This window comes from Janthinobacterium pasteuri (assembly GCF_051380775.1).
In the GTDB taxonomy this organism is placed as follows: domain Bacteria; phylum Pseudomonadota; class Gammaproteobacteria; order Burkholderiales; family Burkholderiaceae_D; genus Janthinobacterium.
Map to the genome: position 1 here is coordinate 82,457 of NZ_JBNYXS010000002.1, position 19,845 is coordinate 102,301.

Consider the following 19,845-nt stretch of genomic DNA (forward strand, 5'->3'; position numbering starts at 1 on the left):
GAGCGCTATTAAAACCGGATGGGGCAAGGCGCCGCAGTCCCTTCGCCAAAACCGGCGTAGCCGGATCGCGCGCTGAGGTTCAGCGTCATGTTGCCTTTGTCCGGCAAATAGATGCAGTATTCACCGGTCGCCGTGATGACGCGGTAGATGCGTTTGGGATCGTTTGGTGCGCTCCACAGTTCGATACGCGCTGCTTCGAACCACTTCGGCTTGACCGCCGCATGCGCTTGCGCGAAGCCTTTCGCCAGGCGCGTGTGCGCCGTCTCGGGCGGCGCCACGAATTCCTGCGGATGCTCTGCGCGCAGCTGGCGGTCGATGGCGCCGGCTGTCTGCAGCGCCTGTTGCGCCAGGGTGAGGGAGCTGGTCTTGGGTGCGGCAGGCACCGGTTCTGCCGGCAGGGCATCGTCTTGCGGCGGGTCCTGCGCCGGTGCCGTCGCCTCCTTCGGTGGCGACACGCTTGCCGCGCTCGATGGAAGGGCTGGCGGACGTGCCGGTGCTGGAGCTGGCTCGGTGGGTGGAATGAATCCGCTTGTTGGCGGCAGCGGCGGCATCAGCTGCAGCCAGACCCTGCCATCGTGTTCGATCCTTGTGTGTGCGGGGCGCGTGGCCGCCCAGTACAGCGCCAGGTGCAGCAGGATAATCGCGGCGATGTACCAGCCATGGCCACGCTGACCGAGAGAAAAATCATGCTCCTGTAGTGCAAGGTCGATGCGCATCTGTTTCACGCCTGCCGTGATGAAGGTGGCAGCAGTATGCAAATTTGCTACAGCGATGTAAACAGGTTTCGGGCAGGCCGCGGATTGTGCTCCTCAGGGTACTGAAAAATGCGCCTGCGTGATGATCTTGTTAATCCGTCATTCCAGGCAGGCCTCAACTCAATCTTCGGCCTGGAATTCGCTGGCCGAGACGAACAGATCCCACGAGGCGATGAACAGGGCCGCCACCACGGGGCCGATGACGAAGCCGTTCAGGCCAAACAAGGCCATGCCACCCACGGTCGACAGCAGCACCACGTAGTCGGGCATCTTGGTGTCTTTGCCCACCAGGATGGGACGTAGCACGTTGTCGACCAGGCCGATGACGAAGACGCCGAAGGCGGCCAGGCCTGCGCCTTGCCAGATGGCGCCGGTGGCCAGGAAGTAGACGGCCACGGGCGCCCAGACGAGGGCGGCGCCGACGGCTGGCAGCAACGACAGGAAGGCCATGAGTACGGCCCACAGCAGCGGCGCGGGCACATCGAGGAACCAGAACGCCAGGCCGCCGAGGGCACCCTGGGCGATCGCCACGAGGATGTTGCCCTTCACCGTGGCGCGGATCACCGTGGTGAAATTGGTGAACAGGCGCTGCTTGTACTTGCGGCTCAGCGGCACGGCGCCCTTGATGCGCGCCGACAGGGCGGAGCCATCGCGCATGAGGAAAAACAGCAGGTACAGCATGATGCACAGGCTGGTGAGGAATTCGAAGGTATACAGGCCCACATTGATGGCTTTCACCGCCACCACCTGACTCACCTGCGTGGCGCCCTCCGCCAGCTTGTCCTGCAGGCTGGCCAGGCTGCTCAGGTTAAAGCGGTCGAGCAAGTTGATCGACCATTGCGGCAGTACCGCCATGATTTTATTGAAGAACATGCCGACCGTGATTTCACCCGAACGTACCATCTCCACGACGCTGGCCGCCTGGTTCACCAGCGACACGGAAATGAGCGACAGCGGCAGGATCACGATGACGACGATGAGCAGCAAGGACAGCAGCGACGCCAGGCCGGCGCGGCCCTTGGTTTTCCGCAGCAGCCAGCGGTACACGGGCGCGAACAGGATCGCCAGGATGACGCCCCAGAAGATGGCGCCCGCATACGGCGCCAGTATCCAGCCGAAGCCGATGGTGACGATGCTCAAGAGGAGCAAGAACACTTTCTGGTGCAGCGTGAGGGTATGCATGGGCGGTAGCGCAATGATAAGGGTTGAGTTGTGCCATCATAAGCGAGGCATGCTGCGGCCCGCCATACAATTGTCGCGCTGTGTGCGCGAGCGCACCTGGCGCCGGCGGGTTGGCAACGTGGTGGCGGCAATTCCAGTAAGCTGTCGTTCCAGGCGCTCCATTCCGGGCGTCTTTGACTTCTTTTGACTTCAGGAACGCGCGTGCTTGACCCTATTCACTTCTATGAACCTGCGCGGGGCCACGGCCTGCCGCACGACCCCTTCAACGCCATCGTGGGGCCGCGTCCGATCGGCTGGATCGCCACGCGCAACGGCGATGGCGTGCTGAACCTGGCGCCCTACAGTTTTTTCAACGCCTTCAATTACACGCCGCCGCTGATCGGTTTTTCCAGCATCGGCCGCAAGGACACCTTGCGCAATATCGAGCAGACAGGCGAATTCGTGTGGAACCTGGCAACGCGGCCATTGGCCGAGGCGATGAATGCCAGCTGCGCACCGGCGCCGCCCGAAGTTGATGAATTCGCGCTGGCCGGCCTGACGCCGGCCGTCTCGCGCATCGTCAAGGTGCCGCGCGTGGCCGAGAGTCCCGTATCCTTCGAATGCCGGCGCACGCAGATCATCGAGCTGCAAGGATTGAGCGGGGAGGGTGTCGGCAGCTGGCTGGTGCTCGGTGAAGTCGTGGGCGTGCATATCGCGCGCCATCTGCTCGTGGACGGTGTGTACGACACGGCCGCAGCTGCCCCCATCCTGCGGGGCGGCGGACCAGCCGATTATTTTGAGATCGGTCCGGACAGCTTGTTTCACATGCGACGGCCAGTCTGGCCATAGGCGAATGTCGCCAGCTGCGAGCGGCGATAGTCGAGCGGCGTGCTGCCCACCAGCCGGTGCCGCCTCGCCTGCAGAGGGAGATCATCGCATGCACGTGCACGCTACGGGAAGTTTTAGCATCACCATGACGCCGGCCATGGCGCCGCAACGCGCGGGGCGCACGACCTTGGGACGGGTGCTGCTTGACAATGTGTATGCGGGCGACCTTGTCGCTACTGCCACGGGGCAGATGCGCAACGGCGTGACCGACACCAACGGCGCTGCCGGCTATGTCGCGATGGAAGCCATCACGGGCGTCCTGCAGGGAAAAGAGGGCAGTTTCGTGGCCCAGCATTTCGGCACGATGGCCGACGGCAGGCAGGAGCTGAGCATCGTCATCGTGCCGTATTCCGGCACGGGGCAACTGACGGGCATCAGCGGCACCCTGGCCATCCGCATTGAAAACGGCCAGCATTTCTACGACATCGACTATTCGCTGCCGGAGTAAGTGTCAAGGCAGGGCGCCGGATAGCGCCGTGCCTGCGGCCTTGCCTTATTTGCCCAGCTTGTCTTCACAGTATCGACACCACATTGTCGGTGCCGGGCGCGCCGAATAGCTGCTGCTTGAGGAGGTGCAACTGGTCGCGCACCTGCGCCGCCTTTTCGAACTCCAGGTTCTTGGCGTGGTCGACCATCAGTTTTTCCAGGCGCTTGATTTCCTTGCTGACCTGTTTTTCGCTCATGGCTTCGAACTTCGCCGCTTCCTGCGCCACTTGCAGGTTGTCGCGCGCTTCCTGCGGGCTGTAGACGCCGTCGATCATTTCACGGATCGATTTCTTGACGCCGATCGGGATGATGTCGTTGGCCGTATTGAAGGCGATCTGCTTTGCCCGGCGGCGTTCCGTCTCGTCGATGGCGCGGCGCATGGAGTCCGTGATGCGGTCGCCGTACAAAATCGCCGTGCCGTTCAGGTTACGCGCGGCGCGACCAATGGTCTGGATCAGGCTGCGCTCGGAGCGCAGGAAGCCTTCCTTGTCCGCGTCGAGGATGGCGACCAGCGACACTTCCGGCAAGTCCAGGCCCTCGCGCAGCAGGTTGATCCCCACCAGCACGTCGAAGGTGCCCAAGCGCAGGTCGCGCAGGATTTCCACGCGTTCGACCGTTTCGATATCGCTGTGCAGGTAGCGCACCTTGATGCCATGGTCGCCCAGGTATTCCGTCAATTGCTCCGACATGCGCTTGGTCAGGGTCGTCACCAGCACGCGCTCGTCCTTCTTGATGCGCTCGACGATTTCCGACATCAGGTCGTCCACCTGCGTGCTGGCGGGGCGCACGATGATCTGCGGGTCGACCAGGCCCGTGGGGCGGACCACCTGTTCGACCACCTGGTCGGAATGGTTTTTTTCGTAGTCGCCCGGCGTGGCCGAGACGAATACCGTCTGGCGCATCTTTTGCTCGAATTCCTCGAATTTCAAGGGGCGGTTGTCCAGCGCCGACGGCAGGCGGAAGCCATAGTCGACCAGGTTCGTCTTGCGCGAACGGTCGCCGTTGTACATGGCGCTCAACTGGCCCGTCAGCACGTGCGACTCGTCGAGGAACATCAGTGCATCGGGCGGCAGGTAGTCGACCAGGGTCGGTGGCGGTTCGCCCGGCAGCGCGCCGGACAAGTGGCGCGAATAGTTTTCGATGCCCTTGGTGAAACCGATTTCGGCCATCATTTCCAGGTCGAAGCGCGTGCGCTGTTCCAGGCGCTGCTCCTCTATCAGCTTGTTTTCCTTGCGGAAGAACTCCAGACGTTCGCGCAGCTCGTCCTTGATGGTTTCCACGGCGCGCAGCACGGTGGAGCGGGGCGTCACGTAGTGCGAACCCGGGTACACGGTGAAGCGGGGGATTTTTTGCCGCACGCGGCCCGTCAGCGGGTCGAACAGCTGGATCGATTCGATCTCGTCGTCGAACATTTCCAGGCGCACCGCCAGTTCCGCATGCTCGGCGGGGAAGATGTCGATGGTATCGCCGCGCACGCGGAAGGTGCCGCGGCCGAAGTCGACTTCGTTGCGCGTGTACTGCATCTGGATCAGGCGCGCGATGACGTCGCGCTGGCTGACCCTGTCTTTTACGCGCAACGTCAAAATCATCTGGTGGTATTCGTTCGGGTTACCGATACCGTAGATGGCCGAGACGGTGGCGACGATGATGACGTCGCGCCGCTCCATCAGCGACTTGGTGCACGACAAACGCATCTGCTCGATATGCTCGTTGATCGACGAGTCCTTTTCGATGAACAGGTCGCGCTGCGGCACGTAGGCTTCGGGTTGGTAGTAATCGTAGTAACTGACGAAGTATTCGACCGCATTTTGCGGGAAAAAGTCGCGGAACTCGCTATACAGCTGCGCCGCCAGCGTCTTGTTGGGCGCGAAGACGATGGCGGGCCGGCCCATGCGCGCGATGACGTTGGCCATGGTGTAGGTCTTGCCCGAACCGGTCACGCCCAGCAGGGTCTGGAAGGCCAGGCCATCGGCGATGCCCTCGGACAACTGGGCGATCGCCGCCGGCTGATCGCCGGCCGGAGAGAACGGCTGATGCAGCTTGAAGGGGGAATCCGGGAAAGAGATAATTGCGCTTTCCGCCTCGTTGGCGGTAGATAATTCGGGCATGTGAATCAGACCTTTGTTAGAATAGTGCTCTGCTGGCGGCCCTGGCGTTGTATTCGGGGCGCTGTCTACAACTCCGCTGTGAACCTGCTTCCAATCGAATCCAATCTTATCATGACGAACCCAACTGTTTCTGCCAGTCTGTTTAGCGCCATCGAGATGGCCCCACGCGACCCGATCCTGGGCATCACCGAAGCATTTAACGCGGACCAGAATCCCGCCAAAATCAATCTGGGCGTTGGCGTCTATTATGACGACAACGGTAAAGTGCCTCTGTTAGCTTGCGTCCGCAAGGCAGAAGCCATCCTGATCGAACAGGCCTCGCCACGCACCTATCTGCCGATCGAAGGCCTGGCTGCCTACGACAAGGCGGTACAAGAACTCGTATTTGGCGCCGATAGCGCCGTTATTCAAGAGCGCCGCGCCATCACCGTGCAAGCCATCGGCGGCACGGGCGCATTGAAGATCGGTGCCGACTTCCTGCAGCGCTTCGCGCCGGGCGCACAAGTCTACATCAGCGACCCGAGCTGGGAAAACCACCGCGCGCTGTTCGAGAACGCCGGTTTCGTCGTGAATAACTACACGTATTACGATGCTGCCACCCATGGCGTGAATTTCGACGGCATGCTGGCCAGCCTGAACGCCATGCCAGCCGGCTCCATCGTCGTGCTGCACGCCTGCTGCCACAACCCGACCGGCGCCGACCTGAGCGTGGCCCAGTGGGACCAGATCATCAGCGTCGTCACGTCGCGCGGCCTGGTACCGTTCCTGGACATGGCTTACCAGGGTTTTGCCAACGGCATCGCCGAAGATGGCGCCGTGGTGCGCCGCTTTGCCGACGCTGGCGGCCCGTTGCTGGTATCGAACTCGTTCTCGAAATCGTTCTCGCTGTACGGCGAGCGCGTGGGCGCGCTGAGCGTCGTCGCTGCCAGCGCCGATGAGGCGGCCCGTCTGTTGTCGCAATTGAAGCGCGTCGTGCGCACCAACTACTCGAACCCGCCTACGCATGGCGGCAAGGTGGTCGCCACCGTCCTGGCCACGCCGGAACTGCGCCAGCTGTGGGAAGAGGAACTGGCCGGCATGCGCGTGCGCATCCGTGAAATGCGCAATGCCTTCGTGGAAAAACTGAAGGCCAAGGCTCCAGGCCACGACTTTGAATTCGTGCGCCAGCAAATCGGCATGTTCTCGTACTCTGGTCTGACCAAGGAGCAAGTGGCGACCCTGCGCGAGCAATCGATCTACGCCGTCGACACGGGCCGTATCTGCGTGGCAGCGTTGAATTCGCGCAATATCGACATCGTTATTGACGCGATCGCCAAAGTGCTTTAAGATATTGCTTCTTCGGCGCTGCATGCAAGTGTGGCGCTGATGGCAGTGGAAAGTCGGCGATGGCCGTGTTTGTCGAGATGCAGTATGCGTCTTGCAAATGCGAAACAAGCGACATATAATATTGCCTCTTTTCCCTGATAGCTCAGTTGGTAGAGCGACGGACTGTTAATCCGCAGGTCCCTGGTTCGAGTCCAGGTCGGGGAGCCAGAATTCAAAAGGTCACGTTGAAAAACGTGGCCTTTTTTGTTTTTACGGCGCCAGCGCCTAGCCTGGGGCGAGATAAGATTTCCCCTATGGAAATCTGGACAGCGCCAGGTTTGGCCTATATAATACGGCCTCTTTTCCCTGATAGCTCAGTTGGTAGAGCGACGGACTGTTAATCCGCAGGTCCCTGGTTCGAGTCCAGGTCGGGGAGCCAGAATTCGGAAGGCCATGTTGAAAAACATGGCCTTTTTTGTTTTTCGCCGCAGCGCCTGTGCGTGATCGCGTTTTGCGCTATCCTGAATGCATCACTTCAGGAGCTTCTTCCCATGACTTGTACCTCCGCCTTGCGCCACATCGTCCTGTGCGACTTTCTCGATGGGATTACGTCTGCCAAGCATGCCGAGCTCGTGTATGAGTTTTCCCAGCTCAAGCACCGCATTCCCGGCGTGCGGCAATTTGAATGGGGGCCGAATGTCAGCCCGGAAGGTCTCGATGATGGTTTTACCGATTGTTTTACCCTGACCTTCGACGATGCCGTCTCGCGCGACGTGTATCTGACCCATCCGGCTCACCTGGCCTTTGTCGAGCAACTCAAACCATGGCTGGGTCGCGTACTGGTATTTGACTACTATCCGCAAGAGCATCCTGGCTGACCGCCGGGCCAGATGACGCAGGAAAAATACGCCTTTTTCAGGCGGAAATCTGGACATCGCAAAATTTACCCTATAGAATGCGGCCTCTTTTCCCTGATAGCTCAGTTGGTAGAGCGACGGACTGTTAATCCGCAGGTCCCTGGTTCGAGTCCAGGTCGGGGAGCCAGAACATCAGCAGTATCGAAAAGCCCAGCCTTCAACGGTTGGGCTTTTTGCGTTTCAGGAGCAGCGTGAGACGCCCGCGTCGCCTGCTCTTGATCCGCAAGGCCGCTGTCGGCATTGCCAGCGAGTGAAACAGAGGCACCCTGGCCAGCTTGGTGGATCCCGAGCATGGTGTCATGTGTGGAGCCAGCGTCGGGGCCGTTTGTTTATCCAGGGCGTTGCATCAGGAATTGGCAGCCGCATCCAATGTCTTGATGATGGCTTCTTGAAACTTTGCAGGTTCATCCTGGTGTATCTGATGCCCGGAATGCTCAAATAAAAGCAACCCCTTCTTTGGTGCCTTCAATGTCTCAAAATACGCTTGCGTGATCCTGGTCGAGGTCTGGATATCGTTTTTGCCTACGAAGAAATATACGGGGCAGTCAACGCTTTTCAAGGTCTTGGGCAGATCAATGTTCATGACCTCGTTCCAGACTGGCGACCAGGTTGTTGACCATTCAAGAAAGCCCTTCTTGAAACCCGCACTCGTTGCAAATTCCTTGCCATCCTTGTAAAAAAGCCATTTCCTTAAATAAAACATGCTTTCGTCATTAGTAAACGGGAAGCTGATGGTGTCCAGTTCCTGGCTGGCGAGGACATTGTCCTTGAAATGCAGTTTCAAGGTCTTCAGCAATTCCTTCTCGCTGTCGAGCTGGCTCACGACAGGATTGGACGCGAAATAGGCATGCAGCAGTTCCGGGTGATTCTTGACGATATAAAAGCCCAGGACGTTGCCCCAGGAACTGCCCAGCAAGTATATTTTTTCCTGCTTTAACTCTTTGCGCAGAAACTGTATGACTTGATACGTATCCTTCTCCATCTGAGCGACGGACGGCTGGGTGGGTGAAGGATTCAGTTTCAATGTTTTTCCCGCGTCCCGCTGGTCCCATTGCACAATCGTAAATCTGCTTTTCAGGCGATTGGTAAAGGCATCCGCGCCCTTGATCATGGAGCTTCCCGGGCCGCCGGATAAAAACAGCAGGACGGGTTTGCTCGCGTCGTCTGTCTTGATTTCCACCACCTGCTGTATGCCGCCGATGTCGGGTGTCAGCGTCGTGGTGACTTCAGTCGAGACGGCTTGCGCTTCTGGCATGGTTTGCGCTTGGCATCCGTAGAAGGGAAACAGGGCGGTAAAGAGTACTGCCAGGGTCATTTTTTTTATCATGGTATGGGGGGCATTTTCAGCTTGCTTGTAAGGGGCGTGCATTGCGCGCCGCAGTTGAACAGCTATCTATCGCATGGTCTCCATCGGGTGCGTCGACATGCCTCCTTGTCAGAAACTTGGTTTTATAGAAATTGACCTTGCCCGGCATGCAGCCGTTTTACTGGCCATGCTGCCAAGTTTTTCGCGTATTCGCAATCATTTCCAGGAAGTCGCAGGCATTCTGTCTTTATCCCGCACCGCCAGCGGGTCTGTGCATGCACCGGCTAACAGCGAAACGCGCCGCCATGATGCCTGCGCGAAACGCCGGCATCCATGCAGAATCAAGGCAGCAATCAAAGACTAATTTCCAGCAAAAATACTCCATTGGCAAACAATTTATTTATGTAGGATAATGTGGAACCGGTTCCATCCATGCGCAAATACAATGTAGCGCAATCATCCAAGTCAACAAAACAACAAGTCTTGCGGGAGTCTCATGAACTATCCAGGCAGCGAACCATCTGTACCATCCGTGTCATCCCTTCCCCGCATCAGCCGCCGCCACGCCCTGATCGGCCTGGCCGCCTTGCTGGCGCAGGCCGGTTTCTGGAGCAATCCCCTGTCCGCCGCCATGCCGTCTCCGGCCAGCGCTCCGGCGACCGGCCCGGCACTGGCCACCATGCTGTTTTACACCTTGTCGCAAACGATCACGGGCCACCGCGACCTGTCTGCCGTGACGGCGGCGCGCATCGAGCAAGCCATGCGCACCAACGTACCCGGCTTTGCCGAGCGCTTGCAGCAGCTGGGTGCGCTGCTCGTCACGGGCCAGGAAGCCAAGGCGCTGCTGGCGGCCGCCACCGCTGCGGACGCCAGCTTGCGCGAGCTGGCGCTGGCTATCGTCGCCGCCTGGTACACGGGCACCGTGGCCGGCAATGCGGCGCAGGGCACGAAGTCCATCGTCGTCGCGTATGCGGAAGCCTTGATGTACCGCACGGTGGCCGATGGCCAGGTCGTGCCCACCTATTGCAACTACGGCCCCCTGTGGTGGCTGAAGGCGCCGCCGGCCGTGCGCGTTTCCGCGCCCGTGGCGCCGAAACCCGTACCGGCCCCGGCCACCACCGGCACTCCCGAACCGAAAGGCAAGCAAGCAAAATGAAATCACCGCAATTCAAGAGTAATGGCGACGTCGTCGCCGATGTCGTCATCGTCGGCACAGGCGTCGTAGGCGCCATGATGGCCGACCAGCTGGCCGCCCAAGGCCATTCAGTGATCATGCTGGAAGCGGGCTTGCGCATCGAGCGTGGCCAGGCCGTGGAAAACTGGCGCAACATGCCGTTCGAGAACCGCGTCGGCTCGGACTTCCAGGGCCTGTATCCGCAGGCGGACAATGCGCCCGCACCGCTGTATTTTCCAAAGAACAACTATGTGGAATTGTCCGGCCCCAGCGGCAGCAGTTTCCAGCAGGGTTATCTGCGCACGGTGGGCGGCACCACCTGGCACTGGGCCGCGTCGTGCTGGCGCCATTTGCCGACCGACATGCGCATGAAAAGCGATTACGGGGTAGGGCGCGACTGGGCCATTTCCTACGATGAGCTGGAACCGTACTATTGCCGCGCCGAGCAGGAAATGGGCGTGGCCGGGCCCAACGATCCGGCACTGCAGTCGCCCAGCGAGCGCAGCGCGCCGTACCCGATGGACATGGTCCCCTGGGGTTATGGCGACAAGCGTTTCGCCGAAGTGGTCAACCCGCACGGCTACCGCTCCGTGCCGATTCCGCAAGGGCGCTCGACGCGTCCATGGCAGGGGCGTCCCACCTGCTGCGGCAATAACAATTGCCAGCCCATCTGCCCCATCGGTGCCATGTACAACGGCATCCACCATGTGGAGCGAGCCGAGCAGAAAGGCGCGGGCGTGCTGGCCGAGGCCGTCGTCTATCGCATCGACACGGACCAGAACAACCGCGTGACGGCTGTGCATTGGTATGACGCCAAGAAACAGTCGCACATGGCGACGGGCAAGGCCTTCGTGATTGCCTGCAACGGCATCGAGACGCCCCGTTTGCTGCTGTTGGCGGCGAACCAGAACAATCCGAACGGCATCGCCAACAGTTCTGACCAGGTGGGCCGCAACATGATGGACCACTCGGGTTTCCACTGTACCTTCCTGGCCAATGAACCGATCTGGACGGGCAGGGGGCCCGCGCAGAGCAGCTGCCTGGTGGGTCCGCGCGACGGCGCCTTCCGTGCGCAGTATTCGGCCAACAAGATGATCCTGAACAATATCACTCGCGTGGGACCGGCTACCCAGCAGTCGCTCAAGCTGGGCCTGGTGGGCAAGGATCTGGACGATGAAATCCGCCGCCGCGCTGCATTTGGCGTGGACCTGTCGATCAGCCTGGAACCGTTGCCCGAGGCGCATAACCGTCTGACCTTGAGCAAGACGCGCAAGGACCCGCTGGGCCTGGCCTGTCCCGACATTTATTACGATGTGGGCGACTACGTGCGCAATGGTGCGAAGGCCGCGCATGCGCAGCTCGAGCACATCGGCAAGCTGTTCGGCGCCGTGGAATTCAATATCACCAGCAGCCTGAACGCGAATAACCACATCATGGGCGGCGTCATCATGGGATCGAACCGTCTTGACTCCGTGGTCGACGGCAATTGCCGTGCCCACGACCATGCCAATTTGTGGCTGCCGGGCGGCGGCGCCATGCCATCGGCCAGCGTTGTCAACACGACCCTCAGCATGGCCGCGCTCGGCTTGCGCGCGGCCGACGACATTGCCCGCACCCTGGCAAGGGAGGCAGCATGATGCGCCGTTTCTTGCTTGGCCTGGCCCTGGCGGCCGGCTTGCCGCTGGCCGCGCACGCTGTGCCACCGGCGCCATCCGTCACCCTGACACCGGACCGCCCTGCCACGCCTGCCGTCGCCAGTCCCGATGCGCGCCTGGAGCGGGGCCGCTACCTGGCCATCGCGGCCGACTGCATGGCGTGTCATACGGCAGCGGGCGGCAAGCCGTATGCGGGCGGCTACGCCATCGATTCGCCGCTGGGCACGATCTACGCGACGAATATCACGCCATCGAAAAAAGGCGGCATCGGCCACTACACGGAAGCCGACTTTGCGCGCGCGTTGCGCGAAGGCGTGCGCGCCGATGGCAGCCATCTGTATCCGGCCATGCCTTACACCAGTTATGCGCAGTTGACGGACGGGGACGTGGGCGACCTGTATTACTACTTCATGCAGGCCGTCAAGCCCGTCGATGAGCCGGCGCGCCAGACGGCCCTGCCATTCCCGTTCAATGTGCGCCTGTCGATGCTGGGCTGGAATACCTTGTTCCTTGACAATAAACGCTTCGTGCCGGACCCGGCAAAGAGCGCGCAGATCAACCGCGGTGCCTACCTGGCCGAAGGCCTGGCGCACTGCAGCGCCTGCCACACGCCGCGCAATGCGCTGATGGCGGAAATCGGCAGCCAGACCCTGGCGGGCGCGTCACTCGGCTCCTGGCACGCGCCGAACATCACGTCTGACAAGGTCAGCGGTATCGGCGCGTGGACGGATGCGGAACTCGCTGCCTACCTGAAGACGGGCCACGTGGAAGGCAAGGGGCAGGCGGCGGGCGGCATGGCCGAAGCCATCCAGAACAGCCTGCAATTCCTGCGCGATGACGACGTGTCCGCCATCGTGGCGTACTTGCGCACGGTGCCGCCCGTGCGCGCGCCGGGGCAGACCAAGGCAGCTTTCAGCCATGGCAGCGCCGCCAGCGAAGAAGCTGCGCTGCGCGGCATGGCCGGTTCCACCGAGCACCATTCTTTGAATAGCGGCGCGGTGCTGTTTTCGGGCTACTGCGCCAGCTGCCATTCGGCCAGCGGCGCCGGCAGCACGGGCCAGGCGTATCCCGCCCTGTTCAACAATACGGCGACGGGCGGCAACACGCCGGCCAACCTGGTGTCGGCCATTCTGTTTGGCGTCGAGCGCAAGATCGAAGGGGAGGAGCACGAAGCGTTCATGCCCCGTTTCGACCAGCGTTCCTACGTGCAGCCGTTGACGGACGAGCAGATCGCCTCGATCGCCAATTATGTATTGAAACAGTATGGCAACCCGGACGTGTCCGTCACGCCCGCCTATGTGGCGCAGGCGCGCAGCGGCGGCGAGAAGCCCGTGCTGGCGCGTGTTCAGCCGTTCATGCTGCCGGGCGGTATCGTGGGAATCTTGCTGCTGATCGCGCTGTTGGTGTGGCTGCGCCGGCGCCGCCAGCGCAACGCTTGAGCGCCGGAGCGGCGGCGAAACGGCGGCGAATATGAACGTTGGGCGCAACTTGCAGTAAAATGCAGGCTGAAAAATGGTTACGAGCAATCGTAGCCATTTTTTATTCTGGCCCGATCCCGGCTTTCGCCTCATTTGAAAATTGACAATGTCCCATTCCCTGCATCACCAATTTTTACGTTTCGCCGCCGTCGGCGCTTCCGGCACGGCCGTGCAGTACAGCGTGCTGTGGGGCGGCGTGGAATGGGCCGGCATCAGTGCCGCCGCCGCTTCCGGCATCGGCTACATCCTGGGTTCCGTTGTCAACTACCTCCTCAATTACTTTTTCACGTTTAAAAGCGACAAGGGACATGGCGAGGCGGCTGCCAAGTATTTCACCTTGCTGGGCATAGGCTGGTGCATCAATACTGGCCTGATGTGGCTGCTGGTACACCAGCTGGGCTGGTATTACTGGCTGGCGCAGGTGCTGGCCACTGGCATCGGGCTGGTCTGGAATTTTGCGGGCAGCCGCTGGTGGGCCTTCAAGCCGGCCGGCGCGCCGACCAAGTAAGCAAGTAAATAGTTGTGCAAGAAGAAAAGATGCGCATAGTCCAAGACCAGGCGCGCGGTTTTACCAAAACAAGGGGTTAATCATGCAGTTGCTGGAACGCTATTTCAAACTGAAGGACAACGGCACCAATGTGCGCACGGAGCTGCTGGCCGGCCTGACCACATTCCTGACGATGGCCTACATCATCTTCGTCAATCCCTCCATCCTTGGCGATGCGGGCATGCCGAAAGACTCCGTCTTTGTCGCCACCTGCCTGGCGGCCGCCATCGGCACCCTGATCATGGGCCTGTACGCGAATTATCCGATCGCGCTGGCGCCGGGCATGGGCTTGAACGCGTATTTCTCGTACACGGTGGTGAAGGGCATGGGCATGAGCTGGGAAGTGGCGCTGGGCGCCGTCTTCATTTCCGGCTGCCTGTTCATCCTGGTCAGCCTGTTCAAGGTGCGCGAGTTGATTATCAACAGCATCCCGCCCGCGCTGCGCACGGCGATTACTGTCGGTATCGGCCTGTTCCTGGCGATCATTTCCCTGAAGAGCGCGGGCGTGGTGGTGTCGAACCCCGCCACCATCATCGCCCTGGGCGACTTGCACCAGGCGGCGCCCATCCTGGCCATCCTCGGCTTTTTCATCATCGTCGCGCTGGACCGCCTGAAAGTGCCGGGCGCCATCCTGATCGGCATCTTGACCATCACGATTGCCAGCTTCTTCTTTGGCGGCAACCAGTTCAACGGCATCGTCTCGGCGCCGCCCGCCATCGAACCGACCCTGTTCAAGCTCGACATCATGGGCGCGCTGTCGATCGGCATCGTCAACGTGGTGCTGGTATTTTTCCTGGTGGAATTGTTTGATGCGACGGGCACCCTGATGGGCGTGGCCAACCGTGCCGGCTTGTTGAAGGACGGCAAGATGGAACGCATGAACAAGGCTTTGCTGGCCGACAGCACGGCGATCGCCGCCGGCGCCTGCCTGGGCACGTCCAGCACCACGGCCTTCGTGGAAAGCGCGGCCGGCGTGCAAGCCGGTGGCCGTACGGGCTTGACGGCCGTGGCTGTTGCGCTGCTGTTCCTGGGCAGCCTGTTCTTCGCCCCGCTGGCGCACACGGTGCCGCCGTACGCGACGGCGCCCGCGCTGCTGTACGTGGCTTGCCTGATGCTGCGCGAACTGACCTATATCGACTGGGATGACAGCACGGAAAGCATTCCTGCCGCCATCACGGCGCTGATGATGCCATTCACGTATTCGGTGGCCAGCGGCGTGGCCTTCGGCTTCATCACCTATGCGGTATTGAAACTGTTGACGGGCAAGGGCAAGCAAGTGTCGGTGGTGGCCTACATTATCGCTGCCATCTTCCTGTTCAAGTTTATCTACCTGGGCGAATAGCCCGGTTGCTGGCAAGCAGTTGCCGTCGCATTAGACAGGTCGCCCGGGCATCCGCAGGGCGGCCTTTTTTGATGGCGCGGCTTACATCAGCAGCGCGGCCACCAGGTCTTTCTTGGCGTCGCCGGCGCTGGCGTCGAAGTGCAAGGCCGCTTCCACGTGCGCCAGGTGCTCGATCATCAGGCGTGCCGCCAGGTCGGCGTCGCCGCTGCGCGCTGCCTCAAGAAAGCGGCCGTGTTCGTCGTACGAACAGGCGGCAGCATGGCCGGACTGGTACAGCATGGTGATCAGCGAACTGCGGCCCACCAGTTCGCGCACGATGTCGCGCAGCACGGCGTTGCCGGCGATATCTGCCAGCAAGACGTGGAAGTCGCCCAGCAGTTGCGAGCGCAGCGACGTCGCTTGCGTCAGCGCCAGGCGCTCCGCTTTCAGGTGTCGCTCCAGCATCCTGTAGTCGGCGGGCCTGGCCCGCGCGACGAATTCGCGCGCCAGGGCCGCCTCGATGATGCGGCGTGCGGCGAAGATGTCGCGCGCTTCCGCTTCGGTCGGCTGGCTGACGAAGGCGCCCTTGTCGGGGACAATGCGGATCAGCTTGTCTTTGGACAGGATCAGCAGAGCGGCGCGGATCTTGGTGCGGCTGACGCCATACAGCCGGCACAGCGCTTCTTCGCGCAGCCGCGTACCTGGCGGCAATTGGCGCGCCACGATGGCTGCCGCCATATGCTCGGCAATTTCCGCCGAGCTGTCGCCGCTGCCGTGCTTGTCCACCAGGGATGCGCTTGATTCTGTCATGTCGGGCGAGAGCAGTAAACCAGGGGCAAGGTGAACCTTGCAAGCGCATGTCCGCGCGGCGGCGTGGTTGACGCCTCGCTGCCGGCATGCCGTTAGCGCCTTGCGTGTGGGGAAGGCCTGGCTATTTTACTATCTTGCGTGGCGCTGCGCAGACGGACGCGGCTGCAGCCCGCAGGCTTGCTCCGGTTGGCGTCAGCGCCCCGCCTGGCCGATGCGCGCCATGCCAACGCAGCGCCCGTTCAGCGCCTGTACACATGGCGAAGGTGCGCACAGTACTTGCCATGCGCTCGCATCCCAACGAGGCAAGCAGCGGCAGGCAGCCTGTTTTTGCTGGTCATGCAGCAACAACTGGACATGAGAAATTTTGACGTATATAATTCGGCCTCCTTTCCCTGATAGCTCAGTTGGTAGAGCGACGGACTGTTAATCCGCAGGTCCCTGGTTCGAGTCCAGGTCGGGGAGCCAGAACAAGCAGCAGCAAAGGGCCACGTGGCAACACGTGGCCCTTTTGTCATGCGCGCACGGTTTCCCATCCACGCTTGCCATTCCTTCAGTGGCTTAGCGACGTGCGCGATACTGGCCTGCTGGTGGCAGGGGCCCGCGCAGTGTTTCCCGGATCAGGGATCGACAAACACGTCGAAACGGACCTTGAGAGGGCTGCCCCAGGAGATATCCACCCAGGCACGGAAGCCGCCGTTGTACGGTGCGATGTTGTACACGGCCATGCGGGCTGAACCGATAAAGCGGTCCTGGGGAGTCGCGCCGTACTCGCTGATGTTGAGCAATACGCGCGAATTGGCTTTCACGTTGGCATTGGTGAAGTTGACCGAAGGATGCACGCCGTTGGCGGTCCACGTGTAATAGGTGGTGAAGGCGGCGGCGCTCAGGTTCAAGTTTTGTGCTGCGGCGCCTTTTGCGCTTTTTCCTTCCTGCTCCATCGGCGCATCGGTTTCTTCCAGTGCCAGGTTGCTGCCGGTGCGATGTTCTACTTTCATTTCCATGATGTACTCCTGATCGATAGTTTGGACGCCGCGCCTGACGTCGTGCGGCAAGACGCCCTATCTGTTGCCGTGACGGCCAGTGTCACGTCCTGGCTGATAAGGTAGCCGCCTGCTCCATGCTGTTGGAGTAAGCCATTCTATGCAAACGTGCGGGAAAAAAGCGCGCAGGGCCAGCGGAAAAACAGCGCTCATTTGTGCTGGCGCAAACACCTTGCAGGCAAGTGGCAAGATCTTTTCCCGCCGGCTATTTTTATAGGGGCGCCACGCATGCCGCGCAGGACAATGGCACAATAGGCCCAGCCGACCTGTCGATGCGCAACCCGTTGCGAGCCTAGCCCATGCCGATACTGAACCTGAGTGCCGAAACCGATATCTATTACGAATTGATCGAAGGCGACCCCGCCAAGCCCTGCCTGGTATTCCTGCATGAGGGGCTAGGCTGTTGTGCGATGTGGAAAGATTTTCCCGTGCAGCTATGCCAGGCGACGGGGTGCCGCGGCTTGCTGTATGACCGCCACGGCTATGGGCAGTCGTCGCCGCTGGCGGCGCGGCGCCAACTCCACTATTTGCATGACTACGCGCTGTGCGAGTTGCCGCAGGTGCTAGCCGCACTACTGCCGGGGCAGGACCATTTTCTCATCGGTCACTCGGATGGCGGCAGCATCGCCCTCATTTATGCGGCGCAGCAGCCGCCGCGCTTGCGCGGCATTATCACCGAAGCGGCGCACGTGTTTGTCGAGGGCATCACACTCGATGGCATCCGCGTGGCGGACGCGGCGTTTGGCGCGGGCAAGCTGCGCGCGCTGGCGAAATACCATGGCGACAAGACAGCGGCCATTTTCAAGGCCTGGTCGGATACCTGGCTCAGCTATGGATTCCAGTTCTGGAACATCGAGTATCTGCTGCCCTCCGTCGAATGTCCGGCACTGGTGGTGCAGGGCAGCGAGGACCAGTACGGCAGCGCGGCCCAGGTCGACACGATCGTGGCACAGGCGCTCAACGCCGTGCCCGCCATCGTCGAGCAATGCGGCCATACGCCGCACCAGGAGCAGCCGCAGGCATTGCTGGCGTTGATGGAAGGCTTTTTGCAAGGCCGCATGGACGCGGCCATTCACCCGAGACGCATAGGATAGAGCACCTGGATCACCTGGTATTGAGCCCCCGCGACAAGCCGGCCTGACATCCCATCGGGCGCGTCGGCCTCAATGGCAGGCGGGATCGCTGTCCCAGCGCCCCGAACAGATGCGCGAGCGGCACAGCATGCCTTCGATCAGCCCCAACTGCCTGCAGCGCCGCAACAGCTCCTCCGTTTCCTGTTCCTGCCTGCGCAGCACCACGTCGCGCACGGGCTTTGCTGTGCCTTCCTGCCGGTGTGCATGGGCCACCATCGCCGTCAGCAAGGCGACATCGCTGTCGCCGGGTGCGGCAGCCGGCCTCGGCCCCTGCAGGCGCGCGGGCGGTGCTGCCTTGCGTGGCGCACTAGCGCGTCCGCTTGCCGTTGTGGCAGCGAGCGCAGGCAACGGTGCGGCCACCGTATTGACGATGGTGGCCGCCTGCGCCGGGTGCGGGGGCACAATTGGTGCGGATGGCGCCGGCAGTGCGGGCGGAGCCACAGTCACGGCCGTGGCGGGCGCCGGCGGCATGATGCTCGTGTCATAAGCGAGCACGGACGTGATCAGCACCGCCAGGCACAGCGCGCCAGCGGCCCAGTGCCGCCAGCCGGGGCGCCAGCGCAGGGCGGGCCTGGCCGCAGGCGCGGCGACGCCATGTTCGAGCTGCGACAGGATGCCCTTGCCGTCGCTGTGCGCACCAGCCGCGCCGGCCTTGCTCAGCAGGTCAGGACCGTGCGCCTGGCCATCCCCGGTTTTCAATAGAGACAAAATATCACCTCCGCAGTGGATCAAACTCGACTGACCTTGATGTAAACCGCGCTCATGCGGGCCGCGGACGCCTACGATCTAGCGATACCGCCGGGAAATTGCTGTCCGGTGCAGACTATCCCTGTCACGGAGCGCCCCATGTTCGTCGCCCTGGTCCTGATGTATTTCGTGCTGGCCTGTTTTGCCTGCTGGTTGCTGCTGTTTCCCGGCGGCCGCGCCGTCGTGCTGCACACCCTCGTCAACCTGGGCTGGCGCATGCAGCGGCGCGCGCAGCACCTGAAGGGCGGCAGCGACGCGCAGTGGCAGCGCATGCGGCAGCACACGGGCTCGGGCACGGCGCGCGCCTGGCAGCTGCTGTTGCGGCATCGTTGGCTGAGCCTGGCAGGCAGCGTGCTGGTCATCGTGCCGCCGCTGCTGGCCTGGCTGTCGAGCGACCACATCGCCCTGCGCGGCTATGCCGACCGGCAACACGTCATCAATGATCAGGTCAGCGACTTGCTGAAAGGCGAGCAACTGGTGCCGCCTTTGAGCCTGCCGCCGCTGCTGTTTTCCACGGCGGAAGTGACGCAGCTGCGCCCGCTGCTGGGCGGCGCCAGCCGCAACTGGCAATTGCTCGACCACGACTACGCGCAGCGCCTGTTGCTGGTCTTCAAGATCATGAAGGACGTGCATGGTTACGACATGGTCTTGCTGGAGGGCTACCGCAGTCCCGCGCGCCAGGACCAACTGGCGGCGGCCGGCCCGAACGTGACCAACGCCCGGGCGTTTCAAAGCTATCACCAGTATGGCCTGGCGGCCGATTGCGCATTCTTGCATGAAGGAAAGCTCATCATTTCTGAAAAAAATGCCTGGGCCATGCGCGGCTACCGTTTATATGGCGTGACGGCCGAATCGGTGGGCCTGCGCTGGGGCGGGCGCTGGACCATGATGGATTTTGGCCACACGGAATTGCCGCAACCGCGCGTGCTGGGCAAGTAAGCCGCGCCAGCCATTCTAGCGCCGCGTAGCGGCCTGATTTTCATCGCTGCAAGCTTGCTTGCGCAGCGTCAATGG

Annotated in this window: 18 protein-coding genes and 4 tRNA genes; 15 read left to right on the forward strand and 7 right to left on the reverse strand. The window is 61.7% G+C overall.

Translation table 11 applies throughout. The features are described from left to right. Positions 1-8: 8 nt before the first annotated feature. On the reverse strand, positions 9-758 hold the full coding sequence (locus ACQ4WN_RS02725; protein ID WP_436550157.1) for a hypothetical protein: 750 nt from the start codon (positions 756-758) through the stop codon (positions 9-11). Between the two features lie 117 nt (positions 759-875). Next, complete coding sequence (locus tag ACQ4WN_RS02730; RefSeq protein ID WP_436550158.1) at positions 876-1,937, reverse strand: AI-2E family transporter; 1,062 nt, start codon at positions 1,935-1,937, stop codon at positions 876-878. 201 nt (positions 1,938-2,138) lie between these two features. On the opposite strand from ACQ4WN_RS02730, the gene ACQ4WN_RS02735 reads away from it, so the two are divergent. Further along, complete coding sequence (locus ACQ4WN_RS02735) at positions 2,139-2,765, forward strand: flavin reductase family protein (RefSeq protein ID WP_436550159.1); 627 nt, start codon at positions 2,139-2,141, stop codon at positions 2,763-2,765. A gap of 88 nt (positions 2,766-2,853) precedes the next feature. Further along, entirely contained in the window at positions 2,854-3,252 is a 399-nt protein-coding gene (locus ACQ4WN_RS02740) for a DUF3224 domain-containing protein (RefSeq protein WP_436550160.1), read from the forward strand. A 64-nt stretch (positions 3,253-3,316) separates the two neighbouring features. Here ACQ4WN_RS02740 and uvrB read toward each other — a convergent pair whose 3' ends face one another. Then, complete coding sequence (gene uvrB / locus ACQ4WN_RS02745) at positions 3,317-5,398, reverse strand: excinuclease ABC subunit UvrB (protein ID WP_436550161.1); 2,082 nt, start codon at positions 5,396-5,398, stop codon at positions 3,317-3,319. A 111-nt stretch (positions 5,399-5,509) separates the two neighbouring features. Here uvrB and ACQ4WN_RS02750 point away from each other — a divergent pair, with 111 nt between their 5' ends. From ACQ4WN_RS02750 to ACQ4WN_RS02770, 5 genes are all read left to right on the forward strand, one after another. Next, a complete protein-coding gene (locus tag ACQ4WN_RS02750) occupies positions 5,510-6,724 on the forward strand; it encodes an amino acid aminotransferase (protein WP_436550162.1) in 1,215 nt (404 codons plus the stop codon). Positions 6,725-6,855: 131 nt separating this feature from the next. Continuing rightward, positions 6,856-6,931 (forward strand) — tRNA-Asn (locus ACQ4WN_RS02755). Between the two features lie 135 nt (positions 6,932-7,066). After that, positions 7,067-7,142: transfer RNA gene (locus ACQ4WN_RS02760), tRNA-Asn, on the forward strand. A 112-nt stretch (positions 7,143-7,254) separates the two neighbouring features. Further along, complete coding sequence (locus ACQ4WN_RS02765; protein ID WP_436550163.1) at positions 7,255-7,581, forward strand: Dabb family protein; 327 nt, start codon at positions 7,255-7,257, stop codon at positions 7,579-7,581. A gap of 90 nt (positions 7,582-7,671) precedes the next feature. Continuing rightward, positions 7,672-7,747: transfer RNA gene (locus ACQ4WN_RS02770), tRNA-Asn, on the forward strand. 219 nt (positions 7,748-7,966) lie between these two features. On the opposite strand, the gene ACQ4WN_RS02775 is transcribed toward ACQ4WN_RS02770, so the two are convergent. Further along, positions 7,967-8,989, reverse strand: a complete 1,023-nt coding sequence (locus tag ACQ4WN_RS02775) for an alpha/beta fold hydrolase (protein WP_436550164.1) — start codon at positions 8,987-8,989, stop codon at positions 7,967-7,969. Between the two features lie 433 nt (positions 8,990-9,422). On the opposite strand from ACQ4WN_RS02775, the gene ACQ4WN_RS02780 reads away from it, so the two are divergent. The 5 genes from ACQ4WN_RS02780 to ACQ4WN_RS02800 all read left to right on the forward strand — a co-directional run bounded on the left by ACQ4WN_RS02780 (position 9,423) and on the right by ACQ4WN_RS02800 (position 15,122). Next, positions 9,423-10,082 carry a sugar dehydrogenase complex small subunit gene (locus ACQ4WN_RS02780; protein ID WP_436550165.1) on the forward strand — a complete coding sequence of 220 codons (660 nt, stop codon included), beginning with the start codon at positions 9,423-9,425 and terminating at the stop codon, positions 10,080-10,082. Then, a complete protein-coding gene (locus tag ACQ4WN_RS02785) occupies positions 10,079-11,737 on the forward strand; it encodes a GMC family oxidoreductase (protein ID WP_436550166.1) in 1,659 nt (552 codons plus the stop codon). The genes ACQ4WN_RS02780 and ACQ4WN_RS02785 overlap by 4 nt, the downstream gene beginning before the upstream one ends. Then, entirely contained in the window at positions 11,734-13,194 is a 1,461-nt protein-coding gene (locus tag ACQ4WN_RS02790) for a c-type cytochrome (RefSeq protein WP_436550167.1), read from the forward strand. Before ACQ4WN_RS02785 ends, ACQ4WN_RS02790 begins: the two co-directional genes overlap by 4 nt. A gap of 145 nt (positions 13,195-13,339) precedes the next feature. Then, positions 13,340-13,741: a GtrA family protein gene (locus ACQ4WN_RS02795; RefSeq protein ID WP_436550168.1), complete on the forward strand. Its 402-nt coding sequence runs from the start codon at positions 13,340-13,342 to the stop codon at positions 13,739-13,741. Positions 13,742-13,823: 82 nt separating this feature from the next. Beyond that, entirely contained in the window at positions 13,824-15,122 is a 1,299-nt protein-coding gene (locus ACQ4WN_RS02800; protein ID WP_436550169.1) for an NCS2 family permease, read from the forward strand. A gap of 81 nt (positions 15,123-15,203) precedes the next feature. On the opposite strand, the gene ACQ4WN_RS02805 is transcribed toward ACQ4WN_RS02800, so the two are convergent. Next, entirely contained in the window at positions 15,204-15,911 is a 708-nt protein-coding gene (locus tag ACQ4WN_RS02805) for a GntR family transcriptional regulator (protein WP_436550170.1), read from the reverse strand. A gap of 389 nt (positions 15,912-16,300) precedes the next feature. Between ACQ4WN_RS02805 and ACQ4WN_RS02810 the strand changes: the two genes are divergently transcribed. Further along, positions 16,301-16,376, forward strand: a tRNA-Asn gene (locus ACQ4WN_RS02810). 152 nt (positions 16,377-16,528) lie between these two features. On the opposite strand, the gene ACQ4WN_RS02815 is transcribed toward ACQ4WN_RS02810, so the two are convergent. Further along, entirely contained in the window at positions 16,529-16,912 is a 384-nt protein-coding gene (locus tag ACQ4WN_RS02815; protein ID WP_436550171.1) for a hypothetical protein, read from the reverse strand. Positions 16,913-17,250: 338 nt separating this feature from the next. Between ACQ4WN_RS02815 and ACQ4WN_RS02820 the strand changes: the two genes are divergently transcribed. After that, positions 17,251-18,045 (forward strand): alpha/beta fold hydrolase, encoded by a 795-nt coding sequence (locus ACQ4WN_RS02820; RefSeq protein WP_436550172.1) that lies wholly within the window; start codon positions 17,251-17,253, stop codon positions 18,043-18,045. Between the two features lie 69 nt (positions 18,046-18,114). On the opposite strand, the gene ACQ4WN_RS02825 is transcribed toward ACQ4WN_RS02820, so the two are convergent. Continuing rightward, the gene (locus ACQ4WN_RS02825; RefSeq protein WP_436550173.1) at positions 18,115-18,792 is read right to left on the reverse strand and encodes a hypothetical protein; all 678 of its coding nucleotides are present in this window, start codon (positions 18,790-18,792) and stop codon (positions 18,115-18,117) included. Between the two features lie 138 nt (positions 18,793-18,930). Between ACQ4WN_RS02825 and ACQ4WN_RS02830 the strand changes: the two genes are divergently transcribed. Further along, positions 18,931-19,770, forward strand: a complete 840-nt coding sequence (locus ACQ4WN_RS02830) for a M15 family metallopeptidase (protein ID WP_436550174.1) — start codon at positions 18,931-18,933, stop codon at positions 19,768-19,770. The last annotated feature ends 75 nt before the right edge of the window (positions 19,771-19,845 follow it).